This window comes from Ensifer canadensis (assembly GCF_017488845.2).
Classification (GTDB): Bacteria; Pseudomonadota; Alphaproteobacteria; order Rhizobiales; family Rhizobiaceae; genus Ensifer; species Ensifer canadensis.
The window spans coordinates 3,826,121-3,843,851 of the sequence record NZ_CP083370.1 but is presented as its reverse complement, the minus strand read 5'-3'; the positions used below and the strand labels follow the sequence as shown (position 1 = coordinate 3,843,851).

At 62.7% G+C, this 17,731-nt stretch carries 13 protein-coding genes; 9 read left to right on the top strand and 4 right to left on the bottom strand.

Going from position 1 to position 17,731, the window contains the following annotated elements; translation table 11 throughout:
* Window positions 1–9: 9 nt before the first annotated feature.
* Window positions 10–774, bottom strand: coding sequence for a GntR family transcriptional regulator (locus J3R84_RS18525; protein ID WP_025425454.1), 765 nt, complete (start codon window positions 772–774; stop codon window positions 10–12).
* Window positions 771–1,655 (bottom strand): glucosamine kinase nucleotide-binding domain-containing protein, encoded by an 885-nt coding sequence (locus tag J3R84_RS18520; protein ID WP_025425453.1) that lies wholly within the window; start codon window positions 1,653–1,655, stop codon window positions 771–773. The genes J3R84_RS18525 and J3R84_RS18520 overlap by 4 nt, the downstream gene beginning before the upstream one ends.
* 197 nt (window positions 1,656–1,852) lie before the next feature.
* Between J3R84_RS18520 and J3R84_RS18515 the strand changes: the two genes are divergently transcribed.
* From J3R84_RS18515 to J3R84_RS18475, 9 genes are all read left to right on the top strand, one after another.
* Entirely contained in the window at window positions 1,853–2,749 is an 897-nt protein-coding gene (locus tag J3R84_RS18515; protein ID WP_025425452.1) for an N-acetylmuramic acid 6-phosphate etherase, read from the top strand.
* Window positions 2,750–2,805: 56 nt separating this feature from the next.
* Window positions 2,806–4,065 carry an ABC transporter substrate-binding protein gene (locus J3R84_RS18510; RefSeq protein ID WP_025425451.1) on the top strand — a complete coding sequence of 420 codons (1,260 nt, stop codon included), beginning with the start codon at window positions 2,806–2,808 and terminating at the stop codon, window positions 4,063–4,065.
* Window positions 4,066–4,437: 372 nt separating this feature from the next.
* Window positions 4,438–5,388, top strand: coding sequence for a carbohydrate ABC transporter permease (locus tag J3R84_RS18505; protein WP_025425450.1), 951 nt, complete (start codon window positions 4,438–4,440; stop codon window positions 5,386–5,388).
* Window positions 5,389–5,399: 11 nt separating this feature from the next.
* Entirely contained in the window at window positions 5,400–6,239 is an 840-nt protein-coding gene (locus J3R84_RS18500; RefSeq protein ID WP_025425449.1) for a carbohydrate ABC transporter permease, read from the top strand.
* Window positions 6,236–7,300 (top strand): Gfo/Idh/MocA family protein, encoded by a 1,065-nt coding sequence (locus J3R84_RS18495; protein ID WP_025425448.1) that lies wholly within the window; start codon window positions 6,236–6,238, stop codon window positions 7,298–7,300. Before J3R84_RS18500 ends, J3R84_RS18495 begins: the two co-directional genes overlap by 4 nt.
* A gap of 13 nt (window positions 7,301–7,313) precedes the next feature.
* Window positions 7,314–8,315, top strand: coding sequence for an ABC transporter ATP-binding protein (locus J3R84_RS18490; protein ID WP_025425447.1), 1,002 nt, complete (start codon window positions 7,314–7,316; stop codon window positions 8,313–8,315).
* 271 nt (window positions 8,316–8,586) lie between these two features.
* On the top strand, window positions 8,587–9,792 hold the full coding sequence (locus tag J3R84_RS18485; RefSeq protein WP_234907899.1) for an efflux RND transporter periplasmic adaptor subunit: 1,206 nt from the start codon (window positions 8,587–8,589) through the stop codon (window positions 9,790–9,792).
* Window positions 9,793–9,802: 10 nt separating this feature from the next.
* On the top strand, window positions 9,803–12,943 hold the full coding sequence (locus J3R84_RS18480) for a multidrug efflux RND transporter permease subunit (protein ID WP_025425445.1): 3,141 nt from the start codon (window positions 9,803–9,805) through the stop codon (window positions 12,941–12,943).
* A gap of 53 nt (window positions 12,944–12,996) precedes the next feature.
* Entirely contained in the window at window positions 12,997–13,641 is a 645-nt protein-coding gene (locus J3R84_RS18475; RefSeq protein WP_025425444.1) for a TetR family transcriptional regulator, read from the top strand.
* Here the strand turns inward: J3R84_RS18475 and purU are convergent.
* Both purU and polA read right to left on the bottom strand, forming a co-directional pair.
* Entirely contained in the window at window positions 13,634–14,488 is an 855-nt protein-coding gene (gene purU / locus J3R84_RS18470; protein ID WP_057219983.1) for a formyltetrahydrofolate deformylase, read from the bottom strand. The two genes, J3R84_RS18475 and purU, sit on opposite strands and share 8 nt — an antisense overlap.
* A gap of 219 nt (window positions 14,489–14,707) precedes the next feature.
* On the bottom strand, window positions 14,708–17,689 hold the full coding sequence (gene polA / locus J3R84_RS18465; RefSeq protein ID WP_025425442.1) for a DNA polymerase I: 2,982 nt from the start codon (window positions 17,687–17,689) through the stop codon (window positions 14,708–14,710).
* Window positions 17,690–17,731 lie beyond the last annotated feature (42 nt).

The window sequence follows — 17,731 nt, the reverse complement described above, 5'->3', positions numbered from 1 at the left end:
GAGCGACGGTCAGGATTCCGACAGGGTCAGTTCCGCGACAAAATCATAGGCGTCGCCCCGATAGAGCGAGCGGGTGAATTCGACGACGCGTCCCGATGCGAGATAGGAGACGCGTTCGATGGAAAGGCCGGCAGAGCCGACGGCGACGCCGAGCATGGAGGCGTCCGGATCCTTGATGTTGCAGGCGGAGATGCGCTGCACGGCGCGCACCGGCCGGGAACGGGTCTTGTCGAGCGCGGTATAGAGCGACGAGGTGACAGCCTGCGGATCCGGCAGGAATTCGGCCGAGATGCTGGCGCGCTCGATCGCGAGCGGCATGTCGTCAGCGATGCGCAGACGCCCGAGCCTGGCCACCAACGCGTCGGCCGGCAGGCCGAGCGCCATCATCTCATCCGGCGACGGATGATACAGGCCTCGCTCCAGCCAGCGGGCATGAGTGTTGAGACCACGGCGCGCCATGTCCTCGGTAAACGAGGTCAGCCGCGACAGCGATTGCTGCACCTTGGAGACCGGCTTGACGACAAAAGTGCCGGAGCCGTGGCGCCGCACCAGCAAGCCGTCGCGCACGAGATCGTCGACGGCCTTGCGCACGGTCACGCGGCTGATATTGGCGTAATCGGCCAAATCGCGCTCCGGCGGCAGGGCGTCGCCATGATTGAGCTTGCCCGACTGGATCGCGTCTTCCAGCGATTGCCGCAGTTTCAGATAGAGCGGACCGGATCCACCGGCCTGCAGGCCTTCGAGCGGCAGAATGGCAGCGAGATGATCGGTCATGCGCCGACCTCCGAGCGGGAGCCGAAGCGCTGTGCGGCGAGTGCGACGGCGCCGGTGAGCGCGTCGGCCTCGGCTTCGACAAAAAACGGCTGGTGGCGCTCGGCAAGCCAGGGACGATAGAGCGGCGCGAGGCCACCGAGCAGGCAGAGCTTGCGCCCGCCCCGGGCGACCACGACGTCTAGCGCCTCGTCGACCGTGATCGCCGCAGTCTTGAGCAGACGCACGGCGACGGGATCGCCCGCCTGCGCCGCTTCGAAGACACGCGGGGCATAGCGGCCGAACTCACCCGGCTTTGCCAGGCGCGCGAAATCGACGACAGCACTCGGATCGTTCCTGAACTCGGCCATGACGGAATCGGTTATCGGCGACGCCTCATGGATGCCATCGAAGGCAAGCAGGCTTTCCTGCAAAAGCGCATGGCCGATGCGTGCGCCACTGCCATGATCGCCGATCGTGAAGCCCCAGCCGCCGACATAGCTGACGATGTCGGCCTGCCGCAGGATATAGATGCTGCCGGTGCCGAGAATGGCGACGGCGCCGTCCTCGTCGCCGAGCGCGCCCTGCAGGGCAATCAGACCATCCGATTCGATATCGGCTGCGGCAAACGGCAGGCGTCGCTTCACATAATGCACGGCATCGCCGACATTGTGCCCGGCGACGCCGACAATTGCGCGCGCCTCGGCGATACCAGAGGGATCAAGACCGGCTTCTTCAAATGCCGCCCGCGCAGCGTCGCCAATATGGGCGAGCGCCGTTTCAGGATCCGTCAGAATGTTGGCTGCACCAGCCTTGCCGCGGCCGAGAATACGTCCATCCCCCGCAGCCACAGCCGCCCGGCAGCTTGTTCCGCCGCCATCGATTCCTATTAGGTAGTTTGGCATGAGCACCTCCGCCCATAGAGGATACCAAAAAAATACCAATAACCAAGTCCGAATTGGTCTCGATATCCAATTTTGAAATAATGCATTGAATAACAACGGATAATTTCAGAGATTGGTTTTTTTTGACGCCAAAATGTAATTTCTCCTAGACAATTGGTATTTTTTTGGCATTAATTCACCCAGAGGAGACACAACCTATGCCTTCAGTGAAGACCGAAGAGCGTCACGACAACGCCAAAGGCCTGGATGTCATGCATCCGGCGCTGGCGCTTCGGCTGCTCGCATCCGGACAACAGGCGGCAGCAAAGGTCGTGGACGCCGCGATTGAGCAGATTTCCGCTGCTGCGTCCCTGGCTGCAGAAACGCTCGCCTCCGGCAAGCGTCTCGCCTATGCCGGCGCCGGCAGCTCAGGCCTGATGGCCATGGCCGATGCGCTGGAACTTCCCGGCACCTACGGCATCCCCCAGGACCAGATCGTCATTCTGCTTGCAGGCGGCGCCGCCAGTCTCAATGACCTCGCCGGCGGCTACGAAGACGACATGGATCTGGCGCGCGAAGACGTCCGCAAGGCCGGCATCACCGCGGGCGACTGTCTGGTTTCAGTGTCGGCCAGCGGCTCGACACCCTATGCGCTGGCCGCAGCCGACGAAGCGCGCAAGCTCGGCGCAAAAGTCATCGCCGTTGCCAACAATCCGGGCGCAGCTCTTTTCAACGACGCGGATGTCGCCATTCTGCTGCAGACGCCGCCGGAAGTCGTTTCCGGCTCGACGCGCATGGGTGCCGGCACGGCACAGAAGATCGCCTTCAACATGTTCTCGACGCTGGTCGGCATCCATCTCGGCCACGTGCTCGACGGCCACATGGTCAATCTGCGCGCCGACAACATCAAGCTGCACGGCCGCGCCGTTCGCATCGTCACCGACATTACCGGTGTTGGCGCATCCGAGGCCGGCCGGCTGATCAATGCCGCATCCGGCTCGGTCAAGATCGCCATCCTGCTGGCATCGGGCGCGAAGGACGTGGCGGCAGCCGAAGCGGCGCTCAACCAGACCAAGCAGAACCTGCGCCGGGCGATCGATATCGTTTCGGCCTGAGATAAACCTGGGATTCAAACCGCGCCAAAACGGCGCATATAAGAGGGAGAAGCTAAATGACCCGTACGACACTCAAGGGCCTGCTGCTTGCGTCGAGCATTCTCGGCTCGGCCGGCCTGGCCCACGCGGAGGACGTCACGCTGACGATCGAAAGCTGGCGCAACGACGACCTGGCGATCTGGCAGGAAAAGCTGATCCCGGCTTTCGAAGCCAAGAACCCCGGCATCAAGGTCAAGTTCGCCCCGATGGCGCCGACCGAGTACAACGCGGCGCTGAACGCCAAACTCGACGCCGGCTCCGCGGGCGACCTCATCACCTGCCGTCCGTTCGATGTCTCGCTCGAACTCTACAACAAGAAGCACCTTGCCGACCTGACGGCGCTGCCGGGTATGGAAAATTTCTCCCCGGTCGCCAAGTCCGCCTGGACGACAGACGATGGCTCGGCCACCTTCTGCGTGCCGATGGCTTCGGTCATCCACGGCTTCATCTACAACAAGGACGCCTTCGACCAGCTCGGCATCCAGATCCCGACGACGGAAGCCGAATTCTTCGCAGCTCTCGACAAGATCAAGGCCGACGGCAACTACATCCCGATGGCGATGGGCACCAAGGATCTCTGGGAAGCCGCGACCATGGGCTACCAGAACATCGGCCCGACCTACTGGAAGGGTGAAGAAGGCCGCGCTGCGCTGATCAAGGGCGAGCAGAAGCTGACCGATGAACCGTGGGTCGAGCCCTATCGCGTTCTCGCCAAGTGGAAGGACTATCTCGGCGACGGCTTCGAGGCCCAGACCTATCCGGACAGCCAGAACCTGTTCACGCTCGGCCGCGCCGCGATCTATCCGGCCGGCTCGTGGGAAATCGGCCTGTTCAACACCCAGGCCCAGTTCAAGATGGGCGCCTTCCCGCCTCCGGTTAAGAACGCCGGCGACGCTTGCTACATCTCCGACCACAACGACATCGGCGTCGGTCTGAACGCCAAGAGTGCGCACGCCGAGCAAGCCAAGACCTTCCTTACCTGGGTCGCTTCGCCGGAATTCGCCGAGATTTACGCCAATTCGCTGCCGGGCTTCTTCAGCCTCAATTCGACCCCGGTGAAGATGACCGATCCGCTCGCTCAGGAATTCGTTTCCTGGCGCGAAAAGTGCAAGCCGACGATCCGCTCGACCTACCAGATCCTGGCGCGCGGTACGCCGAGCCTCGAGAACGAAACCTGGGTTGAATCGGCCAACGTCATCAACGGCACGGATACGCCTGAGGTTGCGGCCGAAAAGCTGCAGAAGGGTCTCGACGGCTGGTACAAGCCGGCGAAGTAAGCGCAACTGGTTCCCTCCCCTTCGGGGGAGGGTCGGCCCTACAGCGCCGCGCGTCTTGTCGGACGCACAAAGGTCGCTGTAGCACTTTGAATTGCTGAATGTTTTTGTCCTCAAATCGGATAGGATTGAGGAAACATGCAGCAAGGGCCGGGCGGGAGGACATTGCCCAAGGAGGCACTCCCCCAGCCGCAGCGTCCTCGACCTCCCCTTGATGGGGAGGTCCCCGACGCAGTCGTTTGCAAAAGAACGCGATAGCCTTAACCTTCGTCATGAGCCCGGATCGGGGCAGGCGTTATGCGGCAAGACCGGCCGTGTGGCGTCGACGTGCATCATGACGCCCTGGGGAACCGGTCGAACAAGCGGGTACGATCAATGAGCAACGTCACTTCACTGCAAGAGGGACAGCCGACCGTGAGACGGCCGAAACGCTGGCACATCCTCATCTTTCTGCTGCCGGCCCTTCTGGTCTACACGGCGGTGATGATCCTGCCGTTGATCGAGACGCTGCGTCTCTCGCTATACAACACGGTCGACGGCCAGCCGACCTTCGTTGGTCTCGCAAACTTCCAGGTCCTGTTCGGCGAGGAGCGCTGGGCGCACGACTTCTGGAACGCGCTGAAGAACAACGTCATCTTCTTCATCATTCACATGTGCGTGCAGAATCCGATCGGCGTTGCGCTGGCGGCCATGCTGTCCATTCCGAAGCTGCGTTTCGTCACGTTCTACCGCACGGCGATCTTCCTGCCGACGCTGCTTTCCTTCGTTATCGTCGGCTTCATCTGGAAGCTGATCCTGTCGCCGATCTGGGGTGTCGCGCCCTGGATGCTCGATCTCGTCGGCCTCAAGTCGATGTTTGCGCCCTGGCTCGGCAGGCCAGGCTCGGCCCTGATCGCCGTGTCGTTGATCTCGGTCTGGCAATATGTCGGCATCCCGATGATGCTGATCTACGCCGCCCTGCTCAACATTCCCGATGAAGTGATCGAAGCCGCCGAATGCGACGGCGTCACCGGCTGGAGCCAGTTCTGGAAGATCAAGCTGCCGCTGATCCTGCCCGCGATCGGCATCATCTCGATCCTGACCTTCGTCGGCAACTTCAACGCCTTCGACCTGGTCTACACCGTGCAGGGCGCGCTTGCCGGTCCTGATGGCTCGACCGACATTCTCGGCACGCTGCTCTACCGCACCTTCTTCGGCTTCCAGCTGCAGCTGGGCGACCGCTCGATGGGCGCGACGATCGCAACGGTGATGTTCCTGATCATCCTCGCCGGCGTCTCGCTCTACCTCTTCGTCATCCAGCGCCGCATGCGCCGCTATCAGTTCTAAGGGAGGCCGAGATGTCGCAAGCACGCCACTCCATTTTCCGCACCGGCTTCGTCCACATCGCGCTGATCGCCTATACGCTCATCTCGCTGTTTCCGGTGTTCCTGACGATCATCAACTCGTTCAAGGATCGCAACGCGATCTTCCGGGCGCCGTTGACGGTCCCGACGCCCGAGACCTTCAGCCTGATCGGCTACCAGACGGTGCTCGGCCAGGGCGATTTCGCGACCTACTTCCAGAACAGCTTCATCGTCACGGTCGTCGCGATCGCGCTGGTGCTGTTGTTCGGCGCCATGGCCGCGTTCGCGCTGTCGGAATACCGCTTCCGCGGCAATACGCTGATGGGGCTCTATCTCGCGATCGGCATCATGATCCCGATCCGGCTCGGCACCGTCGCCATCCTTCAGGGCATGGTCGCTGCCAACCTCGTCAACACGCTGACGGCGCTGATCCTCGTCTATACCGCACAGGGGCTACCGCTCGCGGTGTTCATCCTGTCGGAGTTCATGCGCACGGTTTCGGATGACCTGAAGAATGCCGGCCGCATCGACGGGCTGTCGGAATACTCGATCTTCTTCCGCCTCGTGCTGCCGCTGATCCGGCCGGCGATGGCAACGGTTGCCGTGTTCACGATGATCCCGATCTGGAACGATCTGTGGTTCCCATTGATCCTGGCGCCGGCAGAAGCAACCAAGACGGTCACGCTCGGCTCGCAGATCTTCATCGGCCAGTTCGTCACCAACTGGAACGCCGTGCTTGCGGCCCTGTCGCTCGCCATCCTTCCGGTTCTCGTCCTCTATGTCATTTTCTCGCGGCAGCTGATCCGCGGCATCACCGCAGGAGCAGTCAAGTGAGTTCAAACAGCAAACCGGTCCGGGTCCTCGTCGCGGGTCTCGGCAATATGGGCCGCAGCCATTCGCTGGCCTATCACAACAATCCCGGCTTCGAGATCGTCGGGCTGGTCAACCGCTCCAAGGTGGAGCTTCCGGAGGAACTGCGCGGCTACGAGATCCATCCTGACTTCAAGACGGCGCTTGAGGAACTGAAACCCGAACTCTGCTCGGTCTGTACCTATTCCGACAGCCATGCCGACTATGCGGTTGCCGCCTTCGAAGCCGGCTGCGACGTGTTCGTGGAGAAGCCGCTGGCAACGACGGTCGCAGACGCCGAACGGGTCGTTGCTGCCGCCAGGAAGCATGGCCGCAAGCTGATCATCGGCTACATCCTGCGCCACCACCCCTCGTGGATCCGGCTGATCGCCGAAGCCCGCAAACTCGGCGGTCCTTACGTCTTCCGCATGAACTTGAACCAGCAGTCGAGCGGTCCGACCTGGGAGACCCACAAGTCGCTGATGCAGACGACCCCGCCGATCGTCGACTGCGGCGTGCATTATGTCGACGTCATGTGCCAGATCACCGACGCCAAGCCGGTGGAGGTGCGCGGCATGGGCCTGCGTCTTTCCGACGAAATCGCTTCGGACATGTACAATTACGGCCACCTGCAGGTGATCTTCGAAGACGGGTCGGCCGGCTGGTACGAGGCCGGCTGGGGTCCGATGATTTCGGAGACCGCCTTCTTCGTGAAGGACGTCATGTCGCCAAAGGGCTCCGTGTCGATCGTCATGGATCCGAATGCCAAGTCGGACGATATCGACACACACACCAAGACCTCGGTCATTCGCGTGCACAATGCGGAAACTGGTCCCAACGGTCGCTTTCTCAAGCCGGACGAGGACCTGACAATGGACGGAGAGCCCGGCCATCAGGAACTCTGCGATCGTGAGCAGGCCTATGTGCTGAAGGCCATTCGCGAAGATATCAATCTCGACCGCCACATGAACGACGCCGTCCAGTCGCTGCGCATCTGCCTTGCGGCTGATGAAAGCGTCCGCACCGGTCAGCCGGTCAAACTTTAAGAGGGGCAATTAGGTGGGATCACTTCAACTCAAATCCATCCGCAAGGCCTACGGAAACCATGAGGTTCTCAAGGGCATCGACCTGGAAGTGAAGGACGGCGAGTTCGTCATCTTCGTGGGTCCTTCCGGCTGCGGCAAGTCGACATTGCTGCGCACCATTGCCGGCCTTGAGGACGCGACCTCCGGCAGCGTCCAGATCGACGGCGTCGAAGTCGGACACGTGGCCCCCGCCAAGCGCGGCATCGCCATGGTATTCCAGTCCTATGCGCTCTATCCGCACCTGACGGTGAAGGACAATATGGGCCTGGGCCTGAAGCAGGCCGGCAAGCCGAAAGCTGAAATCGAGGACAAGGTCGGCAAGGCCGCCAGCATGCTGTCGCTCGACCCCTATCTCGCCCGGCGCCCGGCGGAACTTTCCGGCGGCCAGCGCCAGCGTGTCGCCATCGGCCGCGCCATCGTGCGCGAACCGAAGCTGTTCCTGTTCGACGAGCCCTTGTCGAACCTCGATGCGGCCTTGCGCGTCAACACCCGGCTCGAGATCGCCCGGCTGCATCGCAGCCTGAAGGCCACGATGATCTACGTGACCCATGATCAGGTCGAAGCGATGACGCTGGCCGACAAGATCGTGGTGCTGAACGCCGGCCAGATCGAGCAGATCGGCTCGCCGATGGATCTCTACAACCGGCCGGCCAATGTCTTCGTCGGTGGCTTCATCGGCTCGCCGCAGATGAACTTCGTCGACGGCGCCCGCCTCGGCGATCCCGGCGCCAAGACGATCGGCATCCGGCCGGAACATATCGGTCTGTCGCGCGAGAGTGGCGACTGGAAGGGCAAGGTCATCCACGTCGAGCATCTGGGCGCCGACACGATTGTCTATATCGAGTCCGACCAGGTCGGTCTGATCACCGTTCGGCTGTTTGGCGAACACCGCTACGCGCCTGATGACATTGTCTTTGCGACGCCGATGGTCGGCAGCATGCACCGCTTCGGTGCCGACGACCGCGTCCTCGCCTGAGACGATAATCCGGCGACAAACCCGGATCACACCTTAGTGATATCAAGCCGCCGTGGTGCCGAAAGCACTGCGGCGGCTGATTTTTTTGATCGATTCAACGCGCTGCATCACGGTGTTGCACTGCGGCGCAAATTAACATACATTTGTGTTTGTATATTAGCGTTCCGGTATTTTCCCATCCCGATACTGGTAATTGCTTCCCTTCACTTCCGGACCGCGCAGCCCTGCGATACGCACTGGCTGCGCACGGTCACCGAATATGGACATCGCTATGCGCATGAACCGACCGACACTGGCCGCCGCCTTGGCAACCGTGATTCTCCTTTCCGGCTGCCAGAAAGACGAAGAACAGGCCGCTCCCGCCTTCCCGCCATCGGCCGTCGCTGTCTTCACGACCGCATCCGAGACGCTGCCGATCACCAATGAACTGCCGGGCCGCATCACCGCGACGCGCGTCGCCGAAGTTCGTCCGCGCGTTTCCGGCATCGTCGTCGAACGCGTCTTCCAGCAGGGCTCGAAGGTCAAGGAAGGTGACGTGCTCTACCGCATCGACCCTGCTCCCTTCCAGGTCCAGGTCGAAAAGGCCGAAGCGACCCTGCGCCGCGCCCAGGCCGTGCATCTCCAGGCCGAACAGAAGGCTGCCCGACAGGAAGCTCTGAAGAAGGCAAACGTCGTCGCCGCCCAGCAGTTCGACGATGCAAACGGCCTGCTGGCTGCAGCAAACGCCGACGTCGCCATCGCCCAGGCGGGCTTGGCCGCTGCCAAGCTCGACCTGCAATACGCCAACGTGACCGCCCCGATCAGCGGCCAGATCGGACGCGCTCTCATCACCGAGGGTGCGCTCGTCAGCGCCAACAGCTCGGAAAACCTCGCCACGATCCAGCAACTCGATCCGCTCTATGCCGACTTTACCCAGTCGGCGACCGATCTCATCCGCCTGCGCAAGGCGCTTGAAGCCGGCCAGATGATGAGCGGTGACCAGGAGGCCGAGGTTCAACTGATCCTCGACGACGGCACGCCTTATGAACACAAGGGCAAGCTCCTGTTCTCGGAAGCGGCCGTTGACGCGACGACCGGCCAGGTAACGCTGCGCGGCGAGTTCCCCAATCCCGACGGCGACCTATTGCCGGGCATGTATGTCCGCGTGCTGGTCCAGCAGGGTGTCGAGAAGGACGCGATCACCGTGCCGCAGCAGGCTGTCCAGCGCAACAATGCCGGCCAGTCGCAGGTCTATGTCGTGGCCGCCGACAAGAAGGTCGAGTTCCGCAACGTCACACTTGGACGCACGGTCGGAACCCGCTGGCAGGTGGCCTCGGGGCTGAAGCCCGGCGAAAAGGTCATCGTCGAAGGCTTCCAGAAGATCGGCCCCGGCGCGCCGGTGGAGCCGACCGACTGGGATCCGAATGCAAAGCCGGCGGCCGAAGCAGCCCAGACGACCGCGGCGACCGACGCAAAGCCCGCTGAAGCCACAGAGTGAGTGCTGATTAATGCCTAGTTTTTTCATCGACAGGCCTATTTTTGCCTGGGTGGTGGCGATCTTCATCATGCTCGCCGGCATCATCGCGATACCGCTGTTGCCGGTATCGCAATATCCTGATGTTGCGCCGCCGCAGATCTCCATCAACACGAGCTACCCCGGCGCTTCGTCGCAGGACACCTATCAGAGCGTCACCCGGCTGATCGAAAACGAGCTGAACGGCGTCGAAGGCCTGCTCTATTTCGAATCGACCTCCAGCGCTGCCGGCTCGGTCGACATCAGCGCCACCTTTGCACCCGGTACAGATCCGGGACAGGCGGCCGTCGACATTCAGAACCGCGTTCGCCGCGTCGAACCGCGCCTGCCCGATTCGGTCAAGCGCCAGGGCGTACAGGTCGACGAAGCCGGTTCCGGCTTCCTGATGATCGTCGCGCTCACCTCGACCGACGGCTCTATGGACGCCATCGGTCTCGGCGACTATCTCAGCCGCAACGTGCTGAACGAAGTCCAGCGCGTGCCCGGCGTCGGCCGTGCGCAGCTGTTTGCGACCGAACGCTCGATGCGCATCTGGCTCGATCCGGACAAGATGCTCGGCCTCAACCTGACCGCCGGCGACGTGACGAATGCCATCCAGGCCCAGAACGCCCAGATCGCATCCGGCTCGATCGGCGCACAGCCGAACCCGATCACGCAGCAGATCAGTGCTCCTGTTGTCGTCAAGGGTCAGCTGTCGAGCGCCGAGGAATTCGGAGCGATCGTGCTTCGCGCCAATCCGGACGGCTCCTCCGTTCGTCTGCGCGACGTTGCCCGCGTCGAGATCGGCGGCGAAAGCTACGCGTTTTCGACCCGCCTGAACGGCAAGCCGTCCGCGGCTATCGCCATACAGCTGTCGCCAAGCGGCAACGCGATGTCGACCTCGACGGCGATCAAGGAGCGCATGGACGAACTGTCGAAGTTCTTCCCGGAGGGCCTGGAATATTCGGTTCCCTACGACACCTCGCCGTTCGTTGCCGTTTCCATCGAGAAGGTGCTTTCGACGCTGGTCGAAGCGGTCGCGCTCGTCTTCATCGTGATGTTCCTGTTCCTGCAGAACATCCGCTACACCATCATCCCGACACTCGTCGTGCCGGTCGCTCTTCTGGGCACCTGCGCGGTGATGCTGGCGATGGGCTTCTCGATCAACGTTCTGACCATGTTCGGCATGGTGCTGGCGATCGGCATCCTGGTCGACGATGCGATCATCGTCGTCGAGAACGTCGAACGCATCATGTCCGAAGAGGGGCTGACACCGAAGGACGCCACCCGCAAGGCAATGAAGCAGATCACCGGCGCCGTCATCGGCATCACGCTGGTGCTGGCTTCGGTGTTCATTCCGATGGCCTTCTTCCCGGGCGCCGTCGGCGTGATCTATCGCCAGTTCTCGCTGACCATGGTCGTGTCGATCCTGTTCTCGGCACTGCTCGCGCTGTCGCTGACGCCGGCGCTGTGCGCCAGCTTCCTGAAGCAGGTTCCGAAGGGCCACCACCACGCCAAGCGCGGCTTCTTCGGCTGGTTCAACCGCAGCTTCGACAAGACCTCGCACGGCTATAGCGGCATCGTGAAGCGCCTGGTCCACCGCACCGGTCGCTACATGATCGTCTACATCGCCGTCTTGGCCGGCCTCGGCTGGCTGTTCATGAAGCTGCCGTCGTCGTTCCTTCCGGACGAAGACCAGGGCTTCGTGATCGTCATGATGCAGCTCCCCTCCGAAGCGACGGGCAACCGTACGACCGAGGTGGTGGAACAGGCGGAGAAGATCTTCGGCCAGGAGCCGGCTGTCGAACGCATCATCGCGATCAACGGCTTCTCCTTCTTCGGCACCGGACAGAACGCAGCGCTCGCCTTCGTGACGCTGAAGGACTGGAAGGAACGCGACGCCGACAACGCCGCTCAATCGATCGCCATGCGGGCCACCATGGCCATGAGCCAGATCAAGGATGCGATCAGCTTCGCGCTGTCGCCGCCGGCGATCCAGGGCCTCGGCACCACCGGGGGCTTCTCCTTCCGCCTGCAGGATCGTGGCGGTCTCGGCGAAGCGGCTTTGTCCCAGGCACGCGACCAGCTTCTCGGCCTTGCGGCTCAGAGCAAGATCGTGACCGGGGTTCGCTTCGAAGGCATGCCCGATGCGGCTCAGGTCAGCGTGGCCATCGACCGCGAAAAGGCCAATACCTTCGGCGTGACCTTTGCGGACATCAACTCGACGATCTCGACCAACCTTGGCTCGTCTTATGTCAACGACTTCCCGAATGCCGGCCGCATGCAGCGCGTGACGGTGCAGGCGGACGAGGGTCAGCGCATGCAGACGGCGGATCTGTTGAACCTCAACGTCCGCAACGCCAATGGCGGCATGGTCCCGCTCTCCGCCTTCGCGACGGTGGAGTGGGTCAAGGCCTCGACCCAGACGATCGGCTACAACGGCTACCCGTCGGTACGCATCAGCGGCGAAGCGGCTCCGGGTTACTCCTCCGGTGACGCGATCAACGAAATGCAGCGGCTTGCGGGCGAACTGTCGGCAGGCTTCGGTTACGAATGGACCGGCCAGTCCCTGCAGGAAATCCAGTCGGGTACCCAGGCGCCTCTCTTGATCGCGCTGTCGTGCCTGCTCGTCTTCCTGTGCCTGGCTGCGCTCTATGAGAGCTGGTCGATCCCGGTGGCGGTCATCATGGTGGTTCCGCTCGGCGTCATCGGTTCGGTGCTTGCCGTGACCATGCGCGAGATGCCGAACGACGTGTACTTCAAGGTCGGCCTGATCGCGATCATCGGCCTGTCGGCGAAGAACGCCATCCTGATCATCGAGTTCGCCAAGGAACTGCGTGAACAGGGCAAATCGCTGATCGATGCGACGCTGGAGGCAGCACACTTACGCTTCCGCCCGATCCTGATGACGTCGCTCGCCTTCACGCTCGGCGTTCTGCCGCTGGCGATTGCCACCGGCGCAAGCTCTGGCAGCCAGCGCGCCATCGGTACCGGCGTGATGGGTGGTATGATCTCGGCAACGGTGCTGGCGATCTTCTTCGTTCCGGTGTTCTTCGTGTTCGTCACGAAGCTGTTCGGACGCAAGAAGGTAGAAGCCACACCGGCTGCAGCCGAGACCCCAACACCCGCCGAATAACACTGCTATCGACGGCCCGCCCTCTCGGCGGGCCGTTCTGCAAGGAGGAATGAATGCGCAGAACGAAAGCCGATGCGGAGGCAACCCGGCAGAAGATCCTGAGCGCCGCTGAACGTGTGTTCTACGAAAAGGGTGTTTCAAACACCACGCTTGAGGAAGTGGCCAAGGAAGCGGGCGTGACCCGCGGCGCCATCTACTGGCACTTCGCCAACAAGACCGATCTTTTCCTGGCCCTGCACGATGCCGTGCCGCTGCCCCAGGAAGACATGATCGCCCAGGAAATCGAGGCCGAGGCCGCCGATACGCTGGCAATCGTCGAGGACGCCATGGGCGCCTGGATCGATATCCTGGCCGCCGACGAGCAGCGCCAGCGCATTCTCACCATCATGCTGCGCACCAACTACGACGGCGACATGAGCGAGGTCCTGACCCGCCACAAGGAACTCGACGAACATCATAATGCCCTGCTCGAACTGGCCTTTTCCCGCGCCCTTGCCAAGGGCTACATGCAGGACAGCTGGACGCCCACGTCGGCGACCCGCACGCTTCACTGGATGATGCTTGGGCTTTGCACCCAGTGGCTGCTCTTTGGTCGCCCGTTCGACATCGTCGCCGAAGGGCGTGACGGGCTGAGGCGGCTGTTTTCGAGCTTCCGCACGCCCTCCGCCGCCCGTTCTGCACTATCCACCGTCAGCTGAAGACGACGGTCTTATGGCCGTTGAGCATCACCCGCCGTTCCAGGTGCAGCTTGACGGCACGGGCCAGCACGCGGCTTTCGATGTCACGGCCGCTGGCGACGAAGTCCTCCGCCGTCAGCGCGTGGCTGACACGTTCGGTTTCCTGCTCGATGATCGGCCCCTCGTCGAGATCCGGGGTGACGTAGTGGGCCGTGGCGCCAATCAGCTTGACGCCGCGTTCGTGGGCCTGGTGGTAGGGCCTGGCCCCCTTGAACGACGGCAGGAACGAGTGATGGATGTTGATCGCCTTGCCGTAGAGGCGCTTTGACAGATTGTCCGAAAACACCTGCATGTACCGCGCCAGGATCACCAGATCGGCGCCGGTCTCCTGCGTCAGGCGCAACAGCTTTTCCTCCTGCTCTTCCCTGTTGGTCTTCGATACCGTCCAATGATGAAACGGGATCGCCTCGAGTTCCGCCGTGCGCCGGCTGTCCTCGTGATTGGAAACGATGGCGGCGACCTCGGCGTTCAGCCAGCCGACGCGGATCTGGTAGAGCAGACGCAGGAGCGCATGGTCGAACTTCGACACCAGGATGACGATCTTCGGCTTGCGTGCGGCTTCCGTCAGCGCGGTGCGCATCTGGAACCGGTCGACCGCCGGCCGCAACGCCCGCTCGACGTCGTCCCGCGTCATGCCATCGGGCGCCTGGAAGGCGATGCGCATGAAGAAGCTGTTGGTGTGCCGATCCCAGAACTGGCTGCTCTCGGCGATATTCGCGCCAAGGCCGGCCAGCTCCGTCGTCACTGCGGCAACGATGCCCGGCTTGTCGTCACAGGACAGCACAAGGATGAATGTGTTGGTGGCCATGGTCTCCTCCGATCGGCGGCTCTGCCGGGCGCGCTAGCGCCCTCCCCGATCGCTGCCTAGGGGGAGACGAGGACGACCGCAACCGCTGAGACGGCGGCGGCATGCGCTTTCTATCATCGTGATACGCCGACAGGCAGAAGGCGGCCGTCGTGGCCGCCTTCTGCAAGAATAACCGCAGCTGTCGATGCAAGGTCGCTGATGGAATCCCTCAGGGAAACCTCAGTGCGCCTCGTCCCAGTTCATCGCGGCGCGGGCATCGACCTTGAGCGGTACCCGCATGTCGAGCGCCGGCATCGCGGCATTTTCCATCACCGACACGACGATCGGGATGGTCCGCTCGACGTCGGCATCCTCGACCTCGAAGATCAGTTCGTCGTGCACCTGCAGCAGCATGCGGGCGGAAAGCTTCGCCTCACTCAGCGCCGGCTCGATTTTCACCATGGCACGACGGATGATATCAGCTGCGGACCCCTGGATCGGCGCGTTGATCGAAGCGCGCTCGTTGAAGGCGCGATGCGAGGGGATCGACGAGCGAATGTCGGGGTAATGTGCACGCCGCCCGAAGATCGTTTCGACATAGCCGTGCTCGCGGGCAAAGGCCTTGGTGTTTTCCATGTAGTCGCGAATGCCGGGGAAACGCTCGAAATACTTCTTGATGTAGTCGCTGGCTTCCGAGCGCTCGATCGACAACTGGTTGGCAAGGCCGAAAGCGGAGATACCGTAGATGATGCCGAAGTTGATGGCCTTCGCCCGCCGGCGGATTTCGCTCGGCATGCCCGCGACAGGAACGCCGAACATCTCCGAAGCCGTCATCGCGTGAATGTCGACGCCATCGGCAAAGGCCTGGCGAAGCTGCGGGATGTCGGCGACATGGGCAAGCACGCGCAGTTCGATCTGGCTGTAGTCGGCCGAAACCAGCTTGTGACCTGATGTGGCAATGAAGGCCGTGCGGATCTTGCGGCCTTCGGCGGTGCGCACCGGGATGTTCTGCAGGTTCGGGTCGGACGAGGACAGGCGTCCCGTCGTCGTCGCCGCCAGCGCATAGGAGGTGTGGACGCGTTTGGTTTCCGGATGGACGAAACCCGGCAAGGCGTCCGTATAGGTCGACTTCAACTTGGTCATCTGGCGCCAGTCGACGATCTTGCGCGGCAGTTCGTGGCCCTCCGCCGCGAGATCCTCGAGCACCTGCGCCGAGGTCGACCATTGGCCGGTCTTGGTCTTCGAACCGCCGGGCAGCCCCATCTTGCCGAAGAGGATATCGCCGAGCTGCTTGGGCGAGCCGACGGTAAATGTTTCGCCGGCTAACTTGTAGATCTCGTCTTCGAGCGCCGCTGCCCCTTGCGCCAGTTCGCCGGAGAGGCGCGACAGGATCTGGCGATCGATGGTGATACCGCGCTCTTCCATGTGGGCCAGCACCGGCACGAGCGGGCGCTCCAGCCGCTCATAGACGCGCACCAGCCCCTTGGCCACCAGCCGCGGCTTCAGCACGTGCCAGAGGCGCAGGGTGACTTCGGCATCCTCGGCGGCATAGGCGGTGGCGCGGTCGATATCGACATAATCGAAGGTCACCGACGATTTGCCGCTGCCGGTCATGTCCTTGTAGGCGAGCGGCTTGTGACCGAGCCAGCGCTCCGACAGCGCATCCATCCCGTGCGTGCCGTTGCCGGCATCAACGACGTAGGACATCAGCATGGTGTCGTCGAAGCCCTGGACGGTGATGCCGTGTCGCTTCATGAGGAGGTAGTCGTATTTGAGGTTCTGTGCGACTTTCAACACCGAAGGATCTTCAAGCAGCACCTTCAGCCGGCTGAGCGCCTCGCGCACCGGAATCTGGTTTTCAGCATGGCCGCCGCCGAGAAGATCGCCCACTCCTGTTTTATGGATCAGCGGCACATAGGCGGCGCGGATCACCGTTCCCGAAGGGTCCTTGCCATAGTCAGCAAGCGCCAGCGAGAAGCCGACGAGCTCGGCCTGCATGGCATCGAGCGACGTCGTTTCGGTGTCGAAGGCGACGAGGCCCGCGTCCTTGGCGTCGGCAATCCAGGCGTCGAGCGTCGGCAGATCGCGGATCGCGACATACCGCGAGTGGTCGATGGTAGCGCTGGCGAAAAGGGCTGCGCGCGATTGTGCGAGCGCCTCTGGTGTGGCGTCAGTGGCCTCGCCCGTGGAGGCTACCTGGCTCACGGCCGCAGGCGCGGCCTCGCCGGCACTCGACGACGCCGGGGCAGCCGCAGCCTTGTCGAGATCCGGTCCGCGCGCATCCGCGCCCCACTCGACCGGCACCGCGGCCGGTTCGACCACATCGGCGTCCGTATCGGTGGCGGCGGCCACGCGACGGGTGAGCGTGGTGAATTCCATCGCCTTCAGGAAGGCGACGAGGCGCGGCCCATCCTGCGGTTCGAGATGCAGCTCCTCGAGAGGGACGTCGAGCGGCGTGTCGGTGCGCAGCGTCACCAACTGGCGTGACAGGCGGGCAAGGTCGGCATTGGCGATGATGTTTTCGCGGCGCTTGGCCTGCTTGATTTCGCCCGCACGCGCCAGCAGCGTATCGAGATCGCCGTATTCCTCCAGCAATTGCGCCGCGGTCTTGGGGCCGATGCCGGGGATGCCAGGCACGTTGTCGGTCGAGTCGCCGGTCATCGCCTGAAGATCGATCATCTTTTCCGGCGGCACACCCCATTTCTCGATCACTTCCGGGATCGAGATCTGCTTGTCCTTCATGCTGTCGTACATCGAGACGTTCGGCGTCACGAGTTGCATCAGGTCCTTGTCGGAGGAGATGATGGTGACGCTGGCGCCCGCCTTTTCGGCAAGGCGCGTATAGGTGGCGATCAGGTCATCGGCCTCAAACCCTTCCTTCTCGATGCAAGGCAGGTTGAAGGCGCGCGTGGCGTGGCGGATCAGCCCGAACTGCGGGATCAGATCCTCAGGCGGCGCCGAGCGATTGGCCTTGTAGAGATCGTAGAGTTCGTTTCGGAACGTTTTCGAGGAATAGTCGAAAATGACGGCGAAATGCGTCGGCGTCACGCCGACGGAGGTGTCGCGCGCATCGGTGAGCAACTTCCACAACATGTTGCAGAAACCGGACACCGCATTGACCGGAAGGCCATCGGATTTGCGGTTGAGCGGCGGGATGGCGTGGAACGCCCGGAAGATGAATCCGGAGCCGTCGACGAGGAAGAGGTGATCACCGTTTTTCATGGGCAATGGATAGCGCGGGGTGAGCCAAACGTCCATTGCGGT